17 protein-coding genes and 1 tRNA gene are annotated in these 17,077 nt (G+C 70.7%); 10 read left to right on the top strand and 8 right to left on the bottom strand.

The window, feature by feature from the left end; genetic code table 11:
* Positions 1–57: 57 nt before the first annotated feature.
* Positions 58–1,950: an SMI1/KNR4 family protein gene (locus ACWC91_RS38395; RefSeq protein ID WP_450642562.1), complete on the top strand. Its 1,893-nt coding sequence runs from the start codon at positions 58–60 to the stop codon at positions 1,948–1,950.
* A gap of 268 nt (positions 1,951–2,218) precedes the next feature.
* On the opposite strand, the gene ACWC91_RS38390 is transcribed toward ACWC91_RS38395, so the two are convergent.
* The 4 genes from ACWC91_RS38390 to ACWC91_RS38375 all read right to left on the bottom strand — a co-directional run bounded on the left by ACWC91_RS38390 (position 2,219) and on the right by ACWC91_RS38375 (position 4,515).
* Positions 2,219–2,617, bottom strand: coding sequence for an iron chaperone (locus tag ACWC91_RS38390; protein ID WP_450642574.1), 399 nt, complete (start codon positions 2,615–2,617; stop codon positions 2,219–2,221).
* Between the two features lie 143 nt (positions 2,618–2,760).
* Positions 2,761–3,444: a glyoxalase gene (locus tag ACWC91_RS38385; protein ID WP_450642560.1), complete on the bottom strand. Its 684-nt coding sequence runs from the start codon at positions 3,442–3,444 to the stop codon at positions 2,761–2,763.
* Entirely contained in the window at positions 3,444–3,974 is a 531-nt protein-coding gene (locus ACWC91_RS38380; RefSeq protein WP_450642559.1) for a helix-turn-helix transcriptional regulator, read from the bottom strand. The genes ACWC91_RS38385 and ACWC91_RS38380 overlap by 1 nt, the downstream gene beginning before the upstream one ends.
* 130 nt (positions 3,975–4,104) lie before the next feature.
* Positions 4,105–4,515: a VOC family protein gene (locus ACWC91_RS38375; protein ID WP_141367730.1), complete on the bottom strand. Its 411-nt coding sequence runs from the start codon at positions 4,513–4,515 to the stop codon at positions 4,105–4,107.
* Positions 4,516–4,730: 215 nt separating this feature from the next.
* On the opposite strand from ACWC91_RS38375, the gene asnB reads away from it, so the two are divergent.
* Entirely contained in the window at positions 4,731–6,572 is a 1,842-nt protein-coding gene (gene asnB / locus ACWC91_RS38370; protein WP_376503186.1) for an asparagine synthase (glutamine-hydrolyzing), read from the top strand.
* Positions 6,573–6,654: 82 nt separating this feature from the next.
* On the opposite strand, the gene ACWC91_RS38365 is transcribed toward asnB, so the two are convergent.
* Positions 6,655–7,227 (bottom strand): DUF6529 family protein, encoded by a 573-nt coding sequence (locus ACWC91_RS38365; protein WP_225079921.1) that lies wholly within the window; start codon positions 7,225–7,227, stop codon positions 6,655–6,657.
* Between the two features lie 472 nt (positions 7,228–7,699).
* Here ACWC91_RS38365 and ACWC91_RS38360 point away from each other — a divergent pair, with 472 nt between their 5' ends.
* The 7 genes from ACWC91_RS38360 to ACWC91_RS38330 all read left to right on the top strand — a co-directional run bounded on the left by ACWC91_RS38360 (position 7,700) and on the right by ACWC91_RS38330 (position 14,377).
* On the top strand, positions 7,700–8,302 hold the full coding sequence (locus ACWC91_RS38360) for a sigma-70 family RNA polymerase sigma factor (RefSeq protein ID WP_225079922.1): 603 nt from the start codon (positions 7,700–7,702) through the stop codon (positions 8,300–8,302).
* 25 nt (positions 8,303–8,327) lie between these two features.
* Positions 8,328–9,125, top strand: a complete 798-nt coding sequence (locus ACWC91_RS38355) for a zf-HC2 domain-containing protein (RefSeq protein WP_225079923.1) — start codon at positions 8,328–8,330, stop codon at positions 9,123–9,125.
* A gap of 343 nt (positions 9,126–9,468) precedes the next feature.
* Positions 9,469–9,897, top strand: coding sequence for an ATP-binding protein (locus tag ACWC91_RS38350; RefSeq protein ID WP_225079924.1), 429 nt, complete (start codon positions 9,469–9,471; stop codon positions 9,895–9,897).
* Positions 9,898–10,118: 221 nt separating this feature from the next.
* Entirely contained in the window at positions 10,119–10,511 is a 393-nt protein-coding gene (locus tag ACWC91_RS38345; protein ID WP_450726247.1) for a hypothetical protein, read from the top strand.
* 2 nt (positions 10,512–10,513) lie between these two features.
* Positions 10,514–10,795, top strand: coding sequence for a Sec-independent protein translocase subunit TatA (gene tatA / locus ACWC91_RS38340; protein WP_225079926.1), 282 nt, complete (start codon positions 10,514–10,516; stop codon positions 10,793–10,795).
* Positions 10,796–10,962: 167 nt separating this feature from the next.
* On the top strand, positions 10,963–11,901 hold the full coding sequence (tatC, locus tag ACWC91_RS38335; RefSeq protein WP_450642556.1) for a twin-arginine translocase subunit TatC: 939 nt from the start codon (positions 10,963–10,965) through the stop codon (positions 11,899–11,901).
* Between the two features lie 388 nt (positions 11,902–12,289).
* Positions 12,290–14,377, top strand: coding sequence for a copper resistance CopC family protein (locus tag ACWC91_RS38330; RefSeq protein WP_450642554.1), 2,088 nt, complete (start codon positions 12,290–12,292; stop codon positions 14,375–14,377).
* 113 nt (positions 14,378–14,490) lie between these two features.
* Here the strand turns inward: ACWC91_RS38330 and ACWC91_RS38325 are convergent.
* Positions 14,491–14,564: transfer RNA gene (locus ACWC91_RS38325), tRNA-Met, on the bottom strand.
* Between the two features lie 172 nt (positions 14,565–14,736).
* Here ACWC91_RS38325 and ACWC91_RS38320 point away from each other — a divergent pair.
* A complete protein-coding gene (locus tag ACWC91_RS38320; protein ID WP_450645030.1) occupies positions 14,737–14,859 on the top strand; it encodes a hypothetical protein in 123 nt (40 codons plus the stop codon).
* 136 nt (positions 14,860–14,995) lie between these two features.
* Here the strand turns inward: ACWC91_RS38320 and ACWC91_RS38315 are convergent, their stop codons facing one another.
* Both ACWC91_RS38315 and ACWC91_RS38310 read right to left on the bottom strand, forming a co-directional pair.
* The gene (locus ACWC91_RS38315) at positions 14,996–15,202 is read right to left on the bottom strand and encodes a cold-shock protein (RefSeq protein WP_141367736.1); all 207 of its coding nucleotides are present in this window, start codon (positions 15,200–15,202) and stop codon (positions 14,996–14,998) included.
* 396 nt (positions 15,203–15,598) lie between these two features.
* The gene (locus tag ACWC91_RS38310) at positions 15,599–16,510 is read right to left on the bottom strand and encodes a hypothetical protein (protein WP_376503198.1); all 912 of its coding nucleotides are present in this window, start codon (positions 16,508–16,510) and stop codon (positions 15,599–15,601) included.
* Between the last annotated feature and the right edge of the window lie 567 nt (positions 16,511–17,077).

Here is a 17,077-nt window from a genome sequence, read left to right as displayed (position 1 = left end):
CGCCGGGCCGGTCGGGCGCACGGGCCCGCTGTCGGTGGCCGCTGCCACAATCGGCCCGTGATCGAGAACCGCTTTGACTGGCAGCAGTTCCTTCGCCGTTGGCAGGAGGAATGGATCCCGGACGAGGACGATGCGGAGGACCTGGCGGAGGGCGGCCTCACCCTCGCCGACCTCGCGCTCGCCGCCCCGCCCGCGGCAGAGGCGGAGATAGCCGCCGCCGAGGACCGCCTGGGCACCCGGTTCCCTCCGTCCTACCGGCAGTTCCTCGGGGCCAGCAACGGCTGGCGGTTCGACAAGGGGTCCATCTACCGGCTGGGCGCGGCTCACGAGATCGCCTGGTTCGGGGATCCGCTCGACCTGACCGCGATCTACCAGGAGGCGTTGACCGAGCACTCGACCGAGCAGGAAGTGCTGCAGGCCGGGATGTGGCAGCGGGCACTGCAGCTGGAGACCGATTCGGACATCTCCTATGCCCTGCTCGACCCAGGCGACACCGATGAGGACGGCGAGTGGGCTCTGTACGTCTACAAGGGATGGAGCGGCGAATTGCCGGATCGGTATCCATCGTTCCGCGCCTACATGCAGCGGATGTACCAGGACTTCCACTCCGCCCGTGCGGGCGGTCCCGGCTTCGTGAACGACACCACCCGCGCCCTGGACGCCGACGTGGAGTGTGCGCGGAGTGAAGCCCTGAGCGGGAGGTGGGAGACCGCCCGGGAGCTGCTCACCGAGGCGGAGCGCTACGGACGGCCCAGCGCTCGGGGCATGCTGCGGCAGCTGGAGGCGCTGGCGCACGGCGGCGGATACTACGGCTTCGGTGAGCTTGCGGCCGATCCGCGTTACACGGGCGAGTTGGTGCCCGTGATGGCTGCCGCGCACCTGCGGGACAACCGTTCCGGCGCCCTGCCCCACCGGTTCGTGCTCGGCACGGAGACCGACGACGGCATCACGGCGGCCGCGGAGGCGATCCTCGCCCAGGTGCGCGACGGTTCCTACCGCTATGCGCCGGACGGTGCCTTCGGACGGGCGGCGGCCGAGGCGCGGGAGTCGGCGAGGTGGGGGGACACGGACGCGGCGTGGCGGGTGATCCGCGCCGCGCTGCCGTCGTGGTCGCCGACGGGGCCGGACCTGCTGGCGCCGCTCGGTCTGCTGGCGGACCCTGTACTGGGCCCGGTGGTGACGCGGGAGCGCGGCCTGGAACTGCTGGCCACGCCTCGGGCGGGCCGGCCGGGCCCTGTGCCCGATCCGGTGCCGGACCTGGATCCGCCGGGACTGCGCTGGCTGGCGGACACTCCGCGGTGGAACGCCCCGCACGACTCCTACCGGTGTCTGTGGGCGGAGGGCGTGGAGCCGGAGGCGCTGCCCGACCTGGTCGGCGAGGACGGGTGCGCGGGCCTGACCGCTCCGTCCGGCCGCCGCGCCGCGTGGTTCCACCACGGCCATGGGCAGTGGGACGAATCGGCGCCGTGGGAGGACCGGGCCGTTGTGTCGGTGGGCCGCACGGGATCCGGGTGGGCGTTCGCCTGTGACGCGGCCCCACGGACGTCGGCGGCCGGGCACTTCTTCGTCTCCCCGGCCGCCGACGCCTCGCGCGGAGGACGCGCGGTGGTGCTGTGGGCGCGCAGCGCGCGAGACGGCGGTCTGGCGGTGTTCCACCTCTCGGTCGCCGAGCGGGGCGAGCCGCTGTACGCGTACACGCTGCGCGGCACAGACGTCGAACGCTCGGGGCCGGTGCCGGGCACCCTCGATCCGGAACGGGTCCTGCGCGGCGTCGGCGAGGCGGACCGCGAACGGTGCCTGCTGGCCGCCGTGCAGGACGAGTTCGGTCTGTCCCTCCCTCGACATGCCCTGGTCGAGGGCATACTGCCGCGACTGACCACACGGTCCTGGAACCGTGCGCCGCGGGAGGGCGAGATCTACGCGTACACCACGATCCGCTTCGGGCGGTGAGAAGACGCGCCGCCCGGCGCGGGCCGGACACGCCGGGACGGCGGGAACCGCCGGGAACAGTGCGAGGTTGAGGGAGCACGATCAACGTGGCCGTCGCCACGGCGACGGGCCAGAGCTGGAAGGACGACGAGTTCCAGCGGCTCCGCCGCGAGCTGAGTGCATTCGCCGCACATCTCCAGCGCGCGTCCCAGAAGTGCGACGGAGGGGGGCGACGCCGGCGTCAGCAGGGCCGAGACCCGCAGGCAGAGGATGTCCGCCCCGGTTGGCCTCAGCCCGCCGCCTTCTTGACGAGCGTGATGATGCGCTGTTCGTCGGCCGCGGTCAGCTCCCTCAGGGCGTAGGCGGTCGGCCACATGGCGCTGTCGTCGAGAGCCGCCTGGTCGCTGAATCCGAGCGTGGCATACCTCGACTTGAACTTCTGCGCGCTCTGGAAGTGGCAGACGACCTTGCCGTTTCTGGCGTAGGCGGGCATCCCGTACCAGAGCCGGGGCGTGAGGTCCGGAGCGGCGGCCTTGACGACAGCGTGGATCCGCTCGGCGAGGACCCGGTCCGCCTCCGGCATCTCGGCGATCTTCGCAAGCACATCCCGCTCCGCGGCCGCCTCCTTCTCCGCCCGCGAACCGCGCCGCGCCACCGCCTGCTTCTGACCCTGCGCGTGCTCCTTCATCGCGGCCCGCTCTTCGGCAGTGAACCCGTTGTACTCCTCGGCGTCCGCGCCGGAGTTCTCGGCAGACGACTTCGTCTGCTGCACGGCTGACTTCCTCTCGTCCAGGCATGAGGCAGGTCGGGGCGGGAGTTCAGGTCCGGGAGTCAGGACGGTGCGGACGCCGTGGACGGCGCGGGGGTGAGCGACGTGGCGGCTTCCCAGGCGAAGCCGTCAGGGTCGGTGAAGGGGCCGGCGGTGCTGCCGAGGACGATGCGGTGCGAGCCGGCGCCGTCGGCGGGGACTCCGAGATCCTTGGCCAGGCCGCGGCGCTTGTACAGCGCCAGCTTGACGGGGGAGGCCTCGTCGGCGGCGAACTCGGCGTACTTGCCGCCGAAGCTCCTGGCCACGGTCAGGCCCCGACCGACGTAGAACTGCTTGCTGGCCTTCACGTCCTCGACGCCGAGCAGGAGGACGATCTCGTCGATCTCGCGGGTGGCCGGCCCGGTGTCCTTCTTCGCCGAGGTCGCGACCTTCCAGATCGTCCCGTCCGGGGCCTGGACGACGCCGCCGTAGCCCCACAGCGACTTCGCGGCGGGCTTCAGCACCGTGGCGCCCGCGTCCACGGCGGCGCCGAGGAAGCCGTCGACGGTGGCGGGCCCGGACACCGTGAGCGCCAGTGTGAAGCCGCGGAATCCGGCGGAGTGCGGCTCGGACACCCGTAGGCGTATGTGCGTGTCCACTCCGAACGCGGTGTAGAAGCGGTTGGCGGCCTCGGGGTCGGCCACCTCGAGGGTGACGGACGCGACGGACGTGTGGGATGCGGTGGACGCGGTGGTTGCCATGGCCATCACGCTAAGGGCTGCTCGGCGGCCGGGGCTTCTCGATTCCTGACCGGTCTCGTCACCTGCTTCGCCACACACGCCGGCATCCCCTCCACCGTGATCGCAGGTCCCGCATCACCGGCCGTACTCGCGGGATCGGCATGGTCGGCCGCCACGCCCGCCGCATCCGCCGCGCGGCGCCGGAAAGCCCCGGGGGACATGCCGACCAGCTCGGTGAAGCGGGTGGTGAACGTGCCCAGCGACGCGCAGCCGACCGCGAAGCAGACCTCGGTGACACTGAGGTCGCCCCGCCGCAGCAGCGCCGTCGCGCGCTCGATGCGACGCGTCATCAGGTACGCGTACGGCGACTCACCGTAGGCGGCCCGGAACTGCCGGCTGAGGTGCCCGGCGGACATGTTCACACCGCGGGCCAGCGCCTCCACGTTCAGCGGCTGCGCGTACTCCCTGTCGATCCGGTCGCGGACGCGCCGCAGCCGCGCGAGGTCGGTCAAGCGCTGCGCCTCGACGCGTGCCCGCCGCCACTCGGGATGACACATGGGACGACTCCCCCTTCTTTCCTCTTCCACCGACGCCTACCGGCGCCTGGGATGCCTGCCGGGACAGGCATCCCAGGCACTCGGTGATACGGGCCGGCCCACCGGAGCCGGCCAAGGCTGCGGACGCGGCTCAGCGAAGCTCCTGGATGCGGACCAGGTTGCCCGCGGGGTCGCGGAAGGCGCAGTCACGGATGCCGTACGGCTGCTCGGTCGGCTCCTGGACGACCTCGGTGTCACCGGCCTGTACCTTCTCGAACGTGGCGTCGAGGTCCGGGGTGGCCAGCAGGATCCAGCCGTAGGTGCCTTTCGCCATCATCTCGGTGATGGTGCGGCGCTCGTCCTCGGTGACTCCCGGGTCGGCGGCCGGCGGCGCCAGGAGGAGGGACGTGTCGGGCTGACCGGCCGGGCCGACCGTGATCCAGCGCATCCTGCCCTGCCCGACGTCGCTGCGGACCTCGAAGCCGAGAACATCGCGGTAGAAGGCGAGCGACGCGTCCGGGTCGTCGTGCGGCAGGTAACTCGTATGAATGGTGATGTCCATGGCGAGCAGGCTAGAACCCGGTCCGTGCCTCGCGCTTCTCGATTCCTGATATCCGGCGGTGGATCCAGCTCCCGCATACGAGGCGATACCACGGACCGTCACCGCGCCGCAGCTCCGCCCGTGCGAGCTGCGCCGGACGGCGGTCCTTGTTACGGTCCAGTGGGGGGTGCCATCCACGGTGCTGGATGCTTCTCCACGGCAAGGAGTGCCACCCCATGTGCGGAATCTCCGGTTGGGTGTCCTACCAGCGCGACCTGCGACCCGAACGCCCCACCGTCGAAGCCATGAACGCCACGATGGCCTGCCGCGGACCGGACGCACAGGGCCTCTGGCTCGACACGCACGCGGCTCTGGGCCACCGCCGGCTCGCCATCATCGACCTGCCCGGCGGCGTCCAGCCGATGAGTGAGCACACCCCGGACGGCGATGTCGTCCTGGTGTACTCGGGGGAGGCGTACAACTACACCGAGTTGCGTGACGAGCTACGCCGCCGCGGCCATTCCTTCCACACCGACAGCGACACCGAGGTCGTTCTGCGTGGCTACCTGGAGTGGGGGGCCGACCTCCCCGAGCACCTCAACGGCATGTTCGCCTTCGCCGTCTGGGACGGACGGACCGACCAGCTGCTGCTGATCCGCGACCGCATGGGTATCAAGCCCCTGTACTACTTCGCCACCGACGACGGCGTACTGTTCGGCTCCGAACCCAAAGCCATCCTGGCCAACCCCCTCGCACCCCGCACCGTCGGCCTCGACGGGCTGCGTGAACTGTTCTCCATGGCCAAAACCCCCGGCCACGCCATCTGGGCGGGAATGCGGGAAGTGGAGCCGGGCACCGTGGTGACCGTCGAGCGCGCCGGCCTGCGCACCCGTCCGTACTGGCAGCTCAGCGCCGCCGAGCACACCGATACCCGGCAGGACACCATCGCGCGGGTGCGCGAGCTGCTGGAGGACACCGTGCGCCGCCAGCTGGTCTCGGACGTGCCGCGGTGCGTCCTGCTCTCGGGCGGCCTGGACTCCAGTGCCATCACCGCACTGGCGGCGGAGCAACTCCGCGGAAAGGAAACCGTCCGCAGCTTCGCCGTCGACTTCGTCGGCCAGAGCGAGAACTTCATCCCAGACGACCTGCGCGCGACGCCGGACACGCCGTACGTCCACGACGTCGTTCGGCACGTGGGCACCGACCATCAGGACATCGTCCTCGATCCCGAGAACCTCGCTGATCCGAACGTCCGCGCCGCCGCCGTCCGCGCCCGGGACCTGCCTCTGGGCCTGGGCGACCTGGACCAGTCACTTCTGCTGCTGTTCCGGGCGATCCGCAAGCATTCCACGGTGGCTCTGTCCGGGGAGTCCGCCGACGAGGTCTTCGGCGGCTACGCGTGGTTCCACGACCCTGCCGCTCGGGACGCCGGCACCTTCCCCTGGCTGGCGGCACTGGAACGCCAGCACGGCCGGGGCGGCGGTTCGCTGCTCGATCCGGAGCTGCGGGAACGACTGGACCTGCCTGGCTACCTCGCCCAGCGGTACCAGGAGGCCCTGGCCCAGGTACCGCGCCTGGACAGCGAGAAGGACCCCCTCGAGCGCCGGATGCGGGAAGTGTGCTACCTGCACCTCACCCGCTTCGTCCGCATGCTCCTGGACCGCAAGGACCGCCTCAGCATGGCCACCGGTCTGGAGGTCCGCGTCCCGTTCTGCGACCACCGCCTGGTCGAGTACGTCTTCAACACCCCGTGGTCGATGAAGACCTTCGACGGCCGCGAGAAGAGCCTCTTGAGGGCAGCCACCTCGGAACTCCTGCCGCGGTCCGTGGCGGAGCGGGTCAAAAGCCCCTATCCCTCCACTCAGGACCCCGCCTACGTGACCGAACTGCAGATCCAGGTTCGCGACCTGCTGTCGTCGGGCAGCAGCCCCGCCCTCGACCTCATCGACCGGACCCGGCTGCAGCAGATCACCACCACCAAGCCCGTGGACGTCACCACCAGCGAGCGCAACGGCCTCGAACGCACCCTCGACCTCGCCGTCTGGGCCGAGCTCGAAGACCCCACCCTCACCCTCTGAGACCGGCGGACGGCATCCCCGGGACTGTGAGCGGTTCGGTTCGGTCACACCTCCGGCGGTGCCGTCGGAGCTGCCGCAACGGTCAGAAGCCGGGCGCGGAGCCGGCGAAGAACCACAAGGCGGCTGTGTACCACATCACCGCTATGGCGGTGACCAGGGCGCCGCCGGCGGCCGGCAGGGCCCAACCGGGCAGCCGGCGGCTGTGTACCACCAGCACCTTGGCGACGAACGCGCCGTACAGGACGCAGCCCGTGACGGAGTGCACCGCCACTCGGCTGCTCGTGAACTCAACTCCGTAGGTGGTGATGCAGTGGTAGGCGATGGGCAGCGAGAGCAGAAAGGCGAGGAGGCCGATGAGCCGGTGTGCGGGGTGCACCCGGTGCGGTGCGGCCCTCGCTCCCGGTAGGCGTCGGTACATCCACAGCCCGAGCAGCAGTTGGACGACCGCGAGTGTCATCAGAGCGCTGCCCAGACGCGCCTTGAGATCGTTGGCACCGACGCCGTGCCGCCCGAACAGGCCGCTGGTGTAGTCAGGAGTGTGCGTGCGGCCGAACGCATATATCCCCACCGCGACCGCGACCGGCAGCAAAGCAGCCAGAAAGCCCGCCACCGTTCGTGCGGGACGCCGCATCCGCGCGCCCGTGTGTCCGGTCATCTTTCCGATCACGGGCAGGGACGACCTGCGGGGTGGGGGCGAGAGCCCCGCCCGGTTTGGACGTGCCCGTTGAGACAGGTGACGGAGGAGCTGCTGTCCCGGAATTCGGCGATGTGGCTGATCACCTCCCCACTGGCCGCGGTCAGCACCACGACACCCCCGAACCAGCCTGTTTGCCACATGAGTTGACATCAAGTCATACCGTTTTTCGGTGTCGCGTCGACCGGTGTCGTCGGCCGGTACCCCGCCGTGACTGTCGTGGTGGTCGGTCATCGGGTCACCTCCACTCTCGTCCGGCTCCACGGACGGCGGGGGTCCCACGGTTCGGCAGACATGCACTTTTGTGAACCTCTTGGTATCGCCGCCGATCAGCCGACCTTCCGGGCGCCACGCCCACGAAACTCGCAGAGCGACACCTGCACCCTTTCGGGCGTTACGGGACAAAGTCGTACATGTGCGCGATGATCGGCCCATGCCCTGGAGTTCCCGAAAACGTGACCCGCGGACCGATCCGGATCGCTCCGCGGACCGTGTCTCCGGTAAAGGGACCCTTTCGACCGCAGATGAGGAACTGCTGCGCACTCTGTACGCGGAGCACGCAGGAGCCCTGTTCCACTACGTACTGCGACTGACCTCGGGAGATTGGCAATGGGCGGAGGACGTGGTGCAGGAGACACTGCTCCGGGCGTGGCAGCATCCCGCCGCGTTCGATCCCGCGCGAGGCCCCGCCCGGGCGTGGCTGTGCACGGTCGCCCGGCGCCTGGTCATCGATGCTCACCGGGCCCGGCAGGCCAGGCCGGCCGAGGCCGGCGGCGAGGCGCTGGAGCGTGCCGCCGAGCAGAAACCGGGCGAGGACGAGATCGAGCAGGCACTGCAGAGCTGGGCGGTCGCCGACGCCCTCCGGACCCTGTCCCCGGACCACCGTGCCGTCCTGCTGGAGACCTACTACCGGGGCCGGACCATGACGGAGGCGGCACGGGTGCTGGGCATCCCGCTGGGCACCGTGAAGTCGCGGACGTACTACGCCCTGCACGCCCTGCGGTTGGCGCTCCAGGAACGGGGGATCGAGCCATGACCGTGGTGTGCGGGAGGTGGCGACCATGAGGGCGAAGCACGACGACCTCCGGCTGGCGCTGGGAGCATACGTCCTGGGCACACTGCCCTTGGCGGAAGCGGAGCGGGTGCGCGCCCACCTCGCGGAATGCACCGAGTGCCAGGCTGAACACGCCCAGCTGACGGGACTGCCCGCGCTGCTGACGACGGTGACCGCGGCGGAAGCCGCAGGCCGGAGGGTGCCGGCGGTCGACGGGAACCTGGCCGACCGGCTGGTGGCACGGGCAGCCGAAAACGCGCAGGGCTCCCCGCCCGAACGGCACGCCGTGCCCGCCGTGCCCGCGGTGTCGCGGGCGCCGGAGGGAGGCGTGCTGGAGAAGCTGCTCCAGCAGGCCGCGACCCGGCGCCGCAGGACCTGGCGTCTGCAACTGGCCGGCGCAGCCGCCTCACTCGCGTTCGTCGCGGCAGCGGCCAGTGGCACCTGGCTGGCGGCCATCGGCACAGTGGGCAGCGCGGCGGCGCCGCCCGGGCCGACCGTGCCCACGGCCTGGCGCACCGTCTCCGGAAGCGATCCCGCCACCGGCGTCTCCGCCTCGGTGAAGGTCTCACCCTCTGCCTGGGGCAGTGTCCTCCAGGTCTCCGCCAAGGGGGCACCCGCCGGAATCACCTGCCGGTTGCGGGCGGTCGGGCCCGGCGGAGCCAGGGCGGACGGCGCCACCTGGCGGGCAGGCGAGTACCCTCCCGGCACCACGATCCCCGGGGCGGTCGCCATGGCCCCCGGGGCCATCGAGTACTTCGAGATCCTCGCAGGCAACGGCCAGAAGCTGGTCACAATCCGGGCGTGAGGCGAGGCCAGGGTCGTCATGTCACTGGGCCGGCCTGGCCGCCCAGCGACATGACGACCGCTGCCGTGTGTGAGCGCACGGCGGCACAAGAGGCCTGCCGAGGCCCGGTCCACCCGAGTACGGCATCGAGCTCCGGCAGAGGCGAGTGAGCCCAGCAGGCCGCCGGCACGGACGCGACCCGCAAGAAGTCGAGCAAAAAGGGTGAATGCCTCGAACCGTTCGGCATGCGTCGCCCGTGGAACCAAATGAGCGCGCCGATGCAGGATCCCGCTGACCGACCCCCGAAGTTGCTGGCGGTCTCCCCTTTCCGGTCTCCGCACACCCACAGAAGAGCCAGAAGACCATGTTCGTGACCGACTCCCTCAGTCCGAGTTCACTGCTCGACCGGCCCTGCCGCCACGAGGCGGTGCTCACCCTGCCCGCGCAGGAGGCGCACGTCTTCGCCGCCCGTCACTTCGCGGCTGATCTGCTGGAGGCCTGGAGCGTGCCCGCAGGCGATCGGGACTCCGCCGTTCTCATCGTCGACGAACTCGCAGCCAACGCAGCCCAGTACGGCCGCGAGTGCATGACCCTGCGGCTCGTCCTAGACGACGGCACTCTGCACATCGTGGTCACTGACTCCGGCATGGCAGTGGAGCGCCGTCGCCCCGACATCGCCTCCGACGAACACGGCCGCGGCACCGGCATCGTCCAGTACCTCGCCCAGTCGACCGAGGTCCACCAGACACGCGGCGGCCGCGAAGTCCGCGCCTGCCTGAGGTGCTCGCCATGACCGGGCCGAGCGTTCCGCACGAACTGCGGCCCCTTGCGGGCGCCCCAGAATCCGAATCGACCCCGACCCGACAAGAAGAAGGACATATGACCCACAAGGACATCGACACCCGGCACGCCTCCGCAGCCGGCCAACTCGCCTCGCCTCGCCTCCCGCGCCCGACAGCCATGCGTGAACATCCCGGCGGCCGGCGACAGGAACGGTCATGCCAGGGAAGGCCGATGAACGCACCGTGGCCGAACGCGAGGCCCCATCGGTTGTTCCAGGTGCGCGAATCTGGTTGCTCCCAGGAGCAGTGGCTGGGCGTCCATCCGGCCCAAACGCCCCCGCACACTCCGCGGGCCGGGCATCCGGCGCAGGTGGCCATGCAGGTCACAGGCGGCGAACTACGCCTCGCCGTATACCTGTTGCCGTTCGACCCTCCCGCGGTTGCGGCGGCGACGGGCGACGAACTCACTTGTGAGGCCTGGCTGTGCCGGCCACCGGTGCATGCCTGGAGCGGCAAGACACGATGCGCCGCGCGTGTTCCCGCTCCCACCGCTGCCGCGCAGGAACGAGCGGCACGGATCGCCGAGGCAGATATGAGGGCCGACGCGTTCGAAGGGGTGGTGTGACGATGTTCCGCAACGCGCTGGAGCCCTGGCACCTGCTGATCCTGGTCGCGGTGGTGGTTTTGATCTTCGGCTCGAAGAAACTACCCGACACGGCCCGGGCGCTGGGCAAGTCCATGCGGATCCTCAAGAGCGAGACCATGGCCATGAAGGACGACGGCGTCTCCAACGAGCCACGGCCCGAACCTGAGCCCGCACCGGGACCGCGGACGATCTCGGGCACTCCCGGAGACACCGCCACCGCCCGCACCGCGCCCACGGACAGCATGACCAGCCACAGCGACTGAGCCCGGTCCTGCGCGCCCCTGGCACATCCCCGCACGAGACGTTCCTGGACGCGCTACCGGTCGCACTCGGCGCCGTGGCGAGCTCGCACCCCACCGGCTGACCGAGACGATCAAGTACTGACGCAGAGCCGTGGTCTCCGGTCTGCCGCACGAGATGAGGACCTGGCGTGCCCCAGTCGGCCCGCAACAAAGAGAAGGATCCCGAGGGGCGGATGCCGCTCGCGGAACACCTTCGTGAACTCCGCAACCGGCTCGCCAGGGCCGTCCTTGCCATCCTGGTCGTCACGATCGTCGCGGCCTTCTCCTACAAGGGCATCATCAACCTCGTCACCAGGCCGGTGCTGGTCTCGGTCGGATGCCCGACGTCCTTCGCCGATCTGGCCAAGCAGACCGCGGGCACGACCTGCGCGCGGATCACGATCAACGGTCTGCTCGCGCCCTTCACCCTGGCGCTGAAGGTGTCCCTGATGGCCGGTGTCGTGCTGGCCTCGCCGGTATGGCTGTACCAGCTGTGGGCGTTCGTCGCCCCCGGGTTGCACAAGCACGAGCGGAAATACGCCTACGCGTTCGTCGGCGCGGGCGTCCCGCTGTTCTTCGGCGGCGCCTTCTTCGCCTACAGGGTGCTGCCCACGACCGCGAAGGTGTTGATCGGCTTCACCCCGCGCGGGGTGGACAACCTGTTGCCGCTGGACGATCTGCTCGACCTCGTCACCCGAATGGTGGTCGTCTTCGGTCTCTCCTTCGAGATGCCGCTGCTGCTGGTGATGCTGAACCTCACCGGAGTGCTGTCCGGCCGGCGGATGCTCGGCCGGTGGCGCGGCATGATCGTGGGGATCACGGTCTTTTCTGCTGTGGCGACGCCGAGCACGGACCCGCTGACCATGCTGGCGCTGGCCGCGCCGATCTGGATGCTCTATTTCGCCGCTGTTGTCTCTTCCCTTCTCAACGACCGGCGCAAGGCGCGGAGAGAGGCAGAGGGAACCGGCGACGACGAGACGTCCGACCTCGACCTCACGCCGCAGGACATCGGCGAAGTGGAATCGGTGTCCGCCGGCCAGGCCCTGCCCGCGCAGCCGGACGCCGGCGGCGACCGCGCCGACGGGTAGGACGACGTGACCTGGGGGCCGGAGTGATGGCACGAGCCACGGTCGTCGGGTCCTTTCCCATCGAGTGTTGAACGCGGGGAAGCCCGCATGGATGAACGGCCACCGGCTGACCTTCGAGGTGCCGAGCCTCGAAGGAGATCAGCACGGCTACCGGGTGGCAACACTCAAAGACGCTGTGCTGCCGTCGCGGAAGCGTCGCAGGCCGTGTCTGGACGGCGCTGGTTGCCGGGCCGCCCCGCGGTTGGCCGCCGGGATGAACCGCGGCGTCATCGCGGCCGTGTCGGGCGTAGGAACGATTGCGGAGTTGGAATTGATGCGCGTAGTGGACCGGAATGTCAGGCCGCCCCGTGTCCCCTGTGGGTTGGGGCGCCGCGTGTGGGTGGCCGTCGTGGCTGCGTTGTTGATGGTGCTGGCTTCGGCGGCGTCGGCCTTCGCGCACGCGACCTTGGTATCGGCGAGCCCGGCGCCGGGGACGGGGCTGCCGCAGGCGCCGGCTGCGGTGGTGCTGCGCTTCGACGAGCCGTTGAATCTGCGATTGAGCCGGGTGGACGTCGTGGACGCCCACGCCCGCGAGGTGGGAATCGGCGCGACGCGGCCGGTGACCGGTGACGGGCTGGCGATGCAGCGTCGACTGGGCTCGCTCGCCACAGGCGTGTACACGGTGCGGTGGACCAGCGTGGCGCTGGACGACGGGCACGTGCTGCACGGCAGCTACCAGTTCGGGGTCGGCACCACACAGCCCGGCATTGGCTCGGTGTCGGCCGGGCCGACCGCCAGCGAGGGCTGGGTCGGGCTGGCCGGCCGGTGGGTCGGGCTGCTGGGGCTGCTGGCCTGGACCGGTACCGTGCTGCTGGCGCCGCGAGCGCAGCACGCCGGTGTGCCCGCCCGCCGGGTCGCGGCAGTGGCGAGGGCCGGGCCGGCGGTGGCGCTGGCGGGGCTGCTCGTCGCAGCCGTGGCGGCCGCCGAGGTCGCTACCGGACGGGTTGGCGCGGTGGTCAGCCTGCTGACCGCGGGCGCGTCCAGCAGGTGGCGGCTGGCCGGACTGGTGCTGGCCGCCGTCGGCGTCCTCGTCGGCATCGCGTGGCAGGCCCGGCGCACCCCAGCCCTGCGGTGGCTGGCGGCAGGCGTGGGTGCGGGTGCGCTGTTCACCGAGGCGGCCGGCGGGCATGCGGGCGCGGCGCCGCATCCGATGCCGGCCACGCTCGCGCTGTTCGTCCACCTGCTGGCGGTGGCGGTCTGGGTGGCCGCGATCGCGCTCGGCGCGCTGGCCGGCCGACGAGCGATCGCGGTGCTGGCCGCGCTGACCCCGGCCGCGGTCGCGGCGGCGGTGGTGGTGGCTGCGACGGGGGTGGGGAACGCGGCCCAGCAGCTGTCTGGCTGGGCTCAGCTCACCGGCACCGGCTACGGGCGCGCGGTGCTCGCAAAGGCTGCCGCGCTGGCCGTGATGGCCGTCGCCGGGCTGATCCACCACTGGCTGCGCAGCCGCCGCGTACCCAGGCTGCGGGGAGTACGGATCGCGGTGTCGGGCGAGCTGATCGCAGCGGTCACCGCGGTGGCGGTGGCCGCCGCGCTGGTCGGCTACCCCGCCCTGCCCCGGGCCGCCACCGTGGCGGCCGAGGATGCTGCCGGGAGGCCGCCGCTGGCTGCGCTGGCGAGCGAACCGGCAGCGGCCGTCGCCGCCGATTCGGGTCCGTTCGTCCTCGGCTGGTCCCTCAGCCCACCGCACCTGGGCCGGGTCCGGGTGCAGCTGACCGTGGTCGGGGCCCAGCCCGGCGACGGGCTGCGGGACGCCGTGTTCTCCGCACGCCGAGCTGATGGGACGTCGCCCGTGCGCGCAGCGTTGCGCCCGTGTGGATTCGGTTGCTTCACCGGCACCGTTGCCCTGACTGACACCGGCCGATGGGCGACGACGGTCAGCGTGCGCAGCAACCGTGGCGTCGCCACCGCGACCCGGTCGGTGCCGCTGCCCGAGCCGGACGGTCGGGCCCTCTTCAACCGCATGCTTGCCGCGATGGGGCGGCTGCACAGCCTGGAGATGGAGGAGACGCTGCGCGGGTCGTCAACCGGGCCCGCGGTGGTGACCCGCTACCGGTTCGCCGCCCCGGACGCGACGGCGTACAGCATCGCCGGCGGCGGCAGCGCGGTGCTGGTCGGCCCGGACAGTTACCGCCGCGACGGGCCGACCAGCCGCTGGCAGCACGACCGCAGCGGCTTCTCGTTCCGCTGGCCGGCGGCCTTCTACCACAGCGAGTTCCAGCCTGCTGCCGCCATCCGCGTCCTGCGCGCCGACACGAACGTCGTCGAGCTGGCCTTCGCCCGGCCGGACATCACCGCCTGGTTCACCCTCGACCTCGACCCGCACACCCTGGTGCTGCGGGCGATGCACATGCGCGCCGAGGGACACCTGATGGACGACACGGTGACCGGCGTCAACGTCCCGGTCACCGTGCGCCCGCCGTCCTCGGGCAGCCGCTGAATCACCGCGCCCGCTGCAGACGAGTGGCTGCGATCGGCCCTGGCGGCGGCCCACCGGGGACGGAAACACCGAGGGCCGGAATCCCTGATCGGATTCCGGCCCTCGGCCTTCAGTAGCGGGGACAGGATTTGAACCTGCGACCTCTGGGTTATGAGCCCAGCGAGCTACCGAGCTGCTCCACCCCGCGTCGGTGAACAGAACACTACGTCACCGACAGGGAAAGAAGCGAATCGCTTCCGCGGAGCGTGAGGGTGGCGTCGTCGCTGAGATCCAGGTCGGTGTGGGCAAGACGTCCAGCTCAAGGCGCTGCACACTGCTCCTGGGACTGCTCTTGGTCCACTGGGAGAACCGCTCGTCCAGTGGGCGGGAAGGTCACGCGTCGGAACTTCTCCGGCCTGGTCAGCGCGTACGGCCATCTGCAGGGCGTCATCATCACGCCGTTCGACGAGCGGACGGAGCAGATGCCGGCCAGCCGGCCGTAGTGCCCTTGGCCGGCTGCGCTGCTGGTACCCGGCGATCCTGCCCCGTGGCTGCTGCGTGACCGCGGCCACGGCGTGTGCGTTGCACAAAGAGCCGGGTTGCCTGTTCAGGCAACCCGCCTCCCATCATCGTGAGCAGTCAGCCCCGGACAATGTTCTGTGCCTGCGGGCCCTTCTGGCCCTGGCCGATGTCAAAGGTGACGTGCTCGCCCTCGGTCAGCTCTCGGTAGCCGCCCCCGCCCTGGATTTCGGAGTAGTGGGCGAAGACGTCCGGGCCTCCGTCGTCCTGGGCGATGAAGCCATAACCCTTTTCGGAGTTGAACCACTTCACGGTGCCGCTGGCCATGCTGCTATTCCTTCGTTCATGCCTGGGAACAGCCCTTGATCATGGGCATGTTCCGGCTCCCGTAACAAAGGAGCCACCAGCCGTTCTACCCCGTGCTGCCTGGTCTACCCGGCCGGGACACACGTGCACGAGCGGCTCAAGCGCCGGGAACACGCCAGAGCAGGTCAGACCGCACAACAGTGCTGACCGCCGTGGGCCGCGGCTCACCCGAGAGCCGGACCGGTGGCGCAAGCCCGGGTATGGCGGCAGGGGGCGTGGCGCTCCGGGTAGGTCATGTTCGGCCAGCCAGGTGGCTACCGCATCGCGCTCGAGCCGCTCCGTGCGGGCAGCCACGGCGGCCTGCGCACCGGGCCGGGGGAGCGCCTGACAGGTTGAGGGAGTCGATTCGGTGCCGGCTCAGGGCTGGGCTGGGCTGAGATGCTCGATGGTGTTCAGGACCCCGGGGCGACCCGCGTGCGCGCGTTCGTAGCCTTCGATCACCGTCAGCTCCGTCTGGGACAGGTCGTGCAGGCGCTGCTGGATCTCCGTGACGCCGAGCTGGCTGAGGCCGGGGATGGGTAGGGCCTCCTCGCGCGTCATCGCGCCCTGCACCTTCTCGGCCACACGAGTGACGGCGGGCATCTCCCACCAGGCTTCCTCGGCCGCGCCCCTCACGCGTTTGGTGATCCTTAGGAGTAGTGCCCGCAGCCCGGCCGTGGCCGCCTGCATATTGCGCTTGATCGCCTGCAGCAGGATGCCGCCTTCGGTCGCTTCTTCCCGCGGCGTACGGGTACCTTCCGCCACAGCCCTGGTCCGTCGGGCGAGGTTCTCCTCGCTGGTCTCCAGCAGTACCTCGCTCTGCCGGCTCAGCATGGCGAACAGTTCGGCCGTCTCCTGGTCGTTGAGCCGTTCGGCGATGTCCTTGCCTGCCTGGCAGATCGCCAGGGCCCGGGCTGCGGCCGTGTACTGGTCCTCGGCGGCCCTCAGCAGCCGGCGCTCATCGGCCGGCCTCCTACCGCGCACGATTTCCGTCACGGCCGTCACCCCCGCCTCCAGCGGAAGTACGCTCGCCCGCACGGCGCCGCGGGTCACCATTCCCATCAGCTGCCCGGGGGCCGACAGCAGCCCACGAGGCGGGCGCAGCTCGCGCACCCTGGCCTCGATCCGCCCGAGGTGGTACTCCGCCTCGATCGCTTGGCTCTCGATTCGCTGCCGGTCGGCGCCCGGCGGGGTGACGGCCGCATCCGTCCGGAATCGGCCGATGACCGCGGTGTGGGCGTCACGGGCGTCCTCCAGTGCCGATATCAGCACATCCGTCTTCGCTGCCATGTGGTGCTCCTGAGCTCGGGGCGGCACGGCTGCCGCGCAGAAGAGCGCCCGCCGTCCCTCGCTTCGGCCGGGCAACCGGAACCCATCCTGCGGAAGGTTGCCGAAGATCGCCCGACGAGCCAGTCACCCGTGGCTCGTGACCGACGCGATCTCGGTGAAGACCCCGTGACGGTACTGGCCCGTCTTCCTCCTCACCTCGGCCCGCGGCTCCCTCCTGAACACCGCCACCTACGCCGTCGCAGGCGCCCGCACCTCCGCACCGACCTCCCCGGCCTTCCTCCATGCGAGGGCCTGCGTCACGGTCCCGCCCCTGCTGGGCACGGCGGTCGCCTGGCACAAGCACCACCACTGCGGCGTGTCTGACGACAGCCGCTGCGTGCGGGTCGTTTCGGGTCTCCCGGGCACCGTGTCCGGATGTGCGCATCCACCGTGTCGTCAGGAGCGCGTGGCGATCCGTGAAGGCGTTGTTCGTGGTCCCGTCACTTGCGGGCGTTACCTTGCCCCCGCGGCGCACCCGATCACCAGGCACGGTGGACCGGTGTGTCCATCGCCCTTTCCCGATCGGCC

The sequence above is a fragment of the Streptomyces sp. NPDC001204 genome (assembly GCF_053598035.1).
This window is presented reverse-complemented; position numbering and strand designations above follow the sequence as displayed.